Below are 5,586 nucleotides of genomic sequence, written 5' to 3'. Positions count from 1 at the left end.
TCGATGGGGACTACGCGGGGCGACACCCGGTGCGGCACGATAGGAGCAACCCCGACAAGGGCCACATCACCGACCCAAACCCGAAGACGTCAATCCGCGACGGCTCGCTCAGCCACAAGCCGACCAGCCGTCAAACAAGGAGTAGTGCGTTGACCACCGAATTCGTCCGCCACGATCTGGCGAAGAATCCAACCGGCACAAGCGAACCCGACCGCGTGCGGGTGATTCGCGAAGGCGTTGCGTCCTATCTGCCGGACATCGATCCCGAGGAAACCGCCGAGTGGCTGGAGTCCTTCGACGACCTGCTGGAGCGCTCGGGTCCGGCCCGGGCCCGCTATCTGATGCTGCGGTTGCTGGAGCGCGCCGGCGAACAGCGGGTTGCCCTGCCGGCGCTGACATCGACCGACTACGTCAACACGATCCCGACCGAGATGGAGCCCTGGTTCCCCGGCGACGAGGATGTCGAGCGTCGCTACCGGGCCTGGATCAGATGGAACGCAGCCATCATGGTCCATCGCGCTCAGCGCCCGGGAGTCGGTGTGGGCGGCCATATTTCGACTTATGCATCGTCCGCGGCGCTGTACGAGGTCGGCTTCAACCACTTCTTCCGCGGCAAGTCGCATCCCGGCGGCGGCGACCAGGTCTTCATTCAGGGCCACGCCTCCCCCGGCATTTACGCCCGGGCCTTCCTGGAGGGCCGGCTCACCACCGATCAGTTGGACGGCTTCCGTCAGGAGCACAGCCATCCCGGCGGCGGGCTGCCGTCCTACCCGCACCCGCGGCTGATGCCCGACTTCTGGGAGTTTCCGACGGTGTCGATGGGCCTGGGCCCGATGAACGCGATCTATCAGGCCCGGTTCAACCACTACCTGCACGACCGGGGCATCAAGGACACCTCCGATCAGCACGTGTGGGCCTTCCTCGGCGACGGCGAGATGGACGAGCCGGAAAGCCGAGGCCTGGCTCACGTGGCCGCACTGGAGGGCCTGGACAACCTGACGTTCGTCGTCAATTGCAACCTGCAGCGCCTCGACGGCCCAGTGCGCGGCAACGGCAAGATCATTCAGGAGCTGGAGTCGTTCTTCCGCGGTGCGGGCTGGAACGTCATCAAGGTGGTGTGGGGCCGCGAGTGGGATGCATTACTGCACGCCGACCGCGACGGCGCGCTGGTGAACCTGATGAATACCACGCCCGACGGCGACTACCAGACCTACAAAGCCAACGACGGCGCCTACGTGCGCGACCACTTCTTCGGCCGCGACCCACGCACCAAGGCACTAGTCGAGCAGATGACCGACGCCGAGATCTGGAACCTCAAGCGGGGTGGCCACGACTACCGCAAGGTCTTTGCCGCCTACCGGGCCGCCGTCGACCACCACGGTCAGCCGACGGTGATCCTGGCCAAGACCATCAAGGGCTATTCGCTGGGCGCGCACTTCCAGGGCCGCAACGCGACGCATCAGATGAAAAAACTTGCGCTGCAAGATCTCAAGGACTTCCGCGACGCCATCCGCATCCCGATCAGCGACGAGCAGATCGAACAGGACCCCTACCTGCCCCCGTACTATCACCCCGGTCCGGAGGCCCCCGAGATCCGCTACCTACTCGAGCGACGCCACGCGCTGGGCGGCTTCGTCCCCGAGCGGCGCACCAAAACCAAAACGCTGCACTTGCCGGGCCGCGACGCTTACCAGGCGCTGAAGAAGGGGTCGGGACATCAGGAAGTCGCCACCACCATGGCGACGGTCCGGACTTTCAAAGAATTGTTGCGCGACAAGGAAATCGGGCCGCGCATCGTGCCGATCATCCCCGACGAGGCACGCACGTTCGGGATGGACTCGTGGTTCCCCTCGCTGAAGATCTACAACCGCAACGGCCAGCTGTACACCGCTGTCGACGCCGATCTCATGTTGGCCTACAAGGAAAGTGAAATCGGCCAGATCTTGCATGAGGGCATCAACGAAGCCGGCTCGGTTGCGTCGTTCACCGCGGTCGGCACGTCGTATTCGACTCACAACGAGCCGATGATCCCGATCTACATCTTTTACTCGATGTTCGGCTTCCAGCGGACCGGTGACGGGCTGTGGGCCGCCGCCGACCAGATGGCGCGCGGCTTTCTACTCGGGGCCACCGCCGGACGCACCACGCTGACCGGCGAAGGCCTGCAGCACGCCGACGGCCAGTCGCTGCTGCTGGCGGCCACCAATCCGGCGGTGCTGTCCTACGACCCCGCTTTCGCCTTCGAGATCGCCTACATCATCGAATGTGGCTTGGCCCGCATGTATGGCGAAAACCCCGAGAACGTCTGCTACTACCTCACCATCTATAACGAGCCGTACGTGCAGCCGCCGGAGCCGGAGAACTTCGACCCCGAGGGAGTGCTGCGAGGTATCTACCGCTTCCGCCCGGCCCCCGAAAGCCGCACCAACTCCGCGAGCATCCTGGCGTCCGGCGTCGCGATGCCCTCGGCTTTGCGGGCCGCCGAGATGTTGGCCGCCGACTGGGATGTCGCCGCCGATGTGTGGTCGGTGACGAGCTGGAGCGAACTCAACCGCGACGGCGTCGCCATCCAAAAGCAGCGGCTGCGGCACCCCGACCAGCCCGCCGGCCAGGCGTTCGTCACGCAGGCCCTGGCCAAGTCGACGGGGCCGTTCATTGCCGTGTCCGACTGGATGCGCGCCGTACCCGAACAGATCCGGCCCTGGGTTCCGGGCAGCTACGTCACGCTGGGCACCGACGGGTTCGGTTTCTCCGATACCCGGCCTGCCGCGCGCCGCTACTTCAACACGGACGCCGAATCCCAGGTGGTGGCGGTGCTGGAGGCGCTGGCTCGCGACGGTGAAATCGACCCGTCGGTACCGGTGGCCGCCGCGCGGCAGTACCGCATCGACGACGTACAGGCCGCTCCTGCGCAGACCTCCGACCCAGGCCCGGGCGCCTAAAGTCGCGCGCCTTTGGCGGAATCATCCAGAAAATCGGCGTAGCTTTTAGGGATGGTCAACAAGCAGTCTCCGACGCCACGGACGACGCTGGATCTGTTGGACAGCGTTCCCGAGTCGCTGCTACGGGGCTTGAAGCAGTATTCCGGTCGGTTTTCCACCGAGGCGGTGACCGCAATGCAGGACCGGCTGCCGTTCTTCGCCGAATTGGAAGCCTCGCAGCGAGCCAGCGTGGCACTGGTCGTGCAGACCGCGGTCGTCAGTTTCGTGGAGTGGATGAGCGATCCGCGTAGCAACGTCAGCTACACCGCGCGGGCCTTCGAAGTTATGCCCCAGGATCTGACGCGGCGGATCGCGCTGCGTCAATGGGTGGACATGATGCGCTTCACCATGGAGTTCTTCGAAGAAGCTGCCCGGCTCCTGGCCCGGTCTGACGAACAATTGACCGCGCTGACAACCGGAATTCTCAAATACAGCCGCGACCTGGCCTTCAGCGCCGCCACGGCCTACGCCGACGCCGCCGAGGCGCGCGGGAGCTGGGACAGCCGGATGGAGGCCAGCGTCGTCGACGCGGTGGTGCGCGGCGATACCGGCCCTGAACTGTTGTCTCGGGCGGCCGCCCTGAACTGGGACACCACCGCTCCGGCGACGGTGGTGGTGGGGACGCCGCCACCGGGCCGCGAAGAGCACGCCAGCCAGGATGTTCGGGATATCGCAGCACGTCACGGCCGCGCGGCACTGACCGACGTGCACGGCACGTATCTGGTGGCAATTGTGTCCGGCCAGTTGACGCAGACCGACAAAGTCTTCGCCGCGCTGCTGGACGCGTTCTCCGAGGGCCCAGTGGTGATCGGCCCGACAGCGCCGATGCTGACCGCGGCCTACCACAGCGCCAGCGAAGCGATCTCCGGGATGAACGCCGTGACCGGCTGGCGCGGCGCACCGCGCCCTGTCCTGGCGCGTGAGCTGCTGCCCGAGCGGGCCCTGATGGGCGATACGTCGGCCATCGCGGCGCTGCACACCGACGTGATGCGGCCGCTCGCCGACGCCGGCCCCACCCTTAGCGAGACGCTGGACGCCTATTTGGACTGCGGCGGCGCGATCGAGTCCTGCGCCCGCAAGTTGTTCGTTCATCCAAACACCGTGCGCTACCGACTGCGGCGTATCGCCGACTTCACCGGCCGCGATCCCACACTGCCGCGCGACGCTTATGTCCTTCGGGTGGCCGCGACCGTGGGGCACCTCGCATACCAGGCCCAGCAGTCCAGCGGAGGCAGCGGCATAGTGACGCCTGTCACGCAGCCAGTGGAAAAGGACCTGATTGCGCCGTCGGAGACCGCTTAAGCCGGATGACAGATTGCGACACGATATCGATCACGTCGCATCGCGTGCCTTTTTGTGGAGACTCCACAAAAACATAAGACAAGGTTCATAATCTGTTACACGGCGCAAAGACGTCTTCACAGTGTTCCCTTAAGAACGTGATCGCATTACTCGCGCCCGGACAAGGGTCGCAGACGGAAGGGATGCTGTCGCCGTGGCTCGAACTGCCCGGCGCCGCAGACAGGTTGTCGTCATGGTCGACGGCCAGCGGATTGGACCTGGCGCGGCTGGGCACCACCGCCGCGACGGAGGAAATCACCAACACCGCGATCGCTCAGCCATTGATCGTCGCCGCCACGCTGCTCGCGCACCAGGAACTGACGACGCGGGGCCTGCTGGCCGATAAAGAGGTAGTCGTCGCCGGCCACTCGGTCGGTGAAATCGCCGCCTACGCGATCGCCGGAGTGATCTCCGCCGATGACGCCGTGGCGCTGGCCGCTACCCGCGGTGCGGAGATGGCCAAAGCCTGTGCCAACGAGCCGACCGGAATGTCGGCGGTCCTCGGTGGCGACGAGGGCGACGTGCTCGCGCGACTCGAACAGCTCGACCTGGTGGCGGCCAACCGCAATGCCGCCGGACAGATCGTGGCCGCCGGCCCGTTGACCGCGCTGGACAAGCTCGCCGAAGACCCGCCGGAAAAGGCCCGGGTGCGCGCATTGGGCGTCGCCGGCGCCTTCCACACCGAGTTCATGGCCTCCGCCCTGGACGGCTATTCGGCGGCGGCACAGCACGTGGCGACCGCCGAGCCGGCCGCCGTGCTGTTGTCCAACCGCGACGGCCAACCGGTGAGCTCGGCCGCCGATGCCATGGAAAAGCTTGTCGCACAGTTGACTCGCCCGGTGCGCTGGGATCTGTGCTCAGAGACTCTGCGTCAGCGCAGTGTCACGGCGATTGTCGAGTTCCCGCCGGCAGGGGCTCTGTCCGGCATCGCCAAGCGTGAACTTCGCGGGGTACCGAATCGTGCGGTCAAGACCCCCGCAGACCTGGACGGGTTGACCGAACTGTAAACCGCGAATCATCTCGGCCGTGACGCCGAGAAGCACCAAACCTGTCCGCTTCTACAACCGCATAACGCACGTAAATCAGTAGTACACAACACATTACGAAGGGAAACACATCGTGTCCGTCAGCCAGGAAGAAATCATCGCCGGTATCGCCGAGATCATCGAAGAGGTCACCGGTATCGAGCCCTCGGAGATCACCCCGGAGAAGTCGTTCGTCGACGACCTGGACATCGACTCGCTGTCGATGGTGGAGATCGCCG

At 65.4% G+C, this 5,586-nt stretch carries 4 protein-coding genes; all 4 read left to right on the top strand.

The features are described 5' to 3' along the window. Positions 1–149: 149 nt before the first annotated feature. Positions 150–2,942, top strand: coding sequence for a pyruvate dehydrogenase (acetyl-transferring), homodimeric type (aceE, locus tag WAO18_RS07035; protein ID WP_422205023.1), 2,793 nt, complete (start codon positions 150–152; stop codon positions 2,940–2,942). A 51-nt stretch (positions 2,943–2,993) separates the two neighbouring features. Beyond that, positions 2,994–4,283, top strand: coding sequence for a PucR family transcriptional regulator (locus tag WAO18_RS07030; RefSeq protein WP_422205019.1), 1,290 nt, complete (start codon positions 2,994–2,996; stop codon positions 4,281–4,283). Positions 4,284–4,420: 137 nt separating this feature from the next. After that, on the top strand, positions 4,421–5,329 hold the full coding sequence (locus WAO18_RS07025) for an ACP S-malonyltransferase (protein WP_422205017.1): 909 nt from the start codon (positions 4,421–4,423) through the stop codon (positions 5,327–5,329). Between the two features lie 112 nt (positions 5,330–5,441). Further along, positions 5,442–5,586: phosphopantetheine-binding protein (locus tag WAO18_RS07020; protein ID WP_422205021.1), on the top strand; the 145-nt coding region annotated here is incomplete at its 3' end.

The sequence above is a fragment of the Mycobacterium sp. genome, from assembly GCF_049278535.1.
Classification (GTDB): domain Bacteria; phylum Actinomycetota; class Actinomycetes; order Mycobacteriales; family Mycobacteriaceae; genus Mycobacterium.
The sequence above is the reverse complement of the archived record's forward strand: the minus strand, read 5'-3'. Positions and strand labels throughout refer to the sequence as shown.

What these genes read in the sequence shown, in the direction of transcription:
- WAO18_RS07030 (WP_422205019.1), top strand. Translation starts at nt 2,994, where the DNA reads ATGGTCAACAAGCAGTCTCCGACGCCACGGACGACGCTGGATCTGTTG.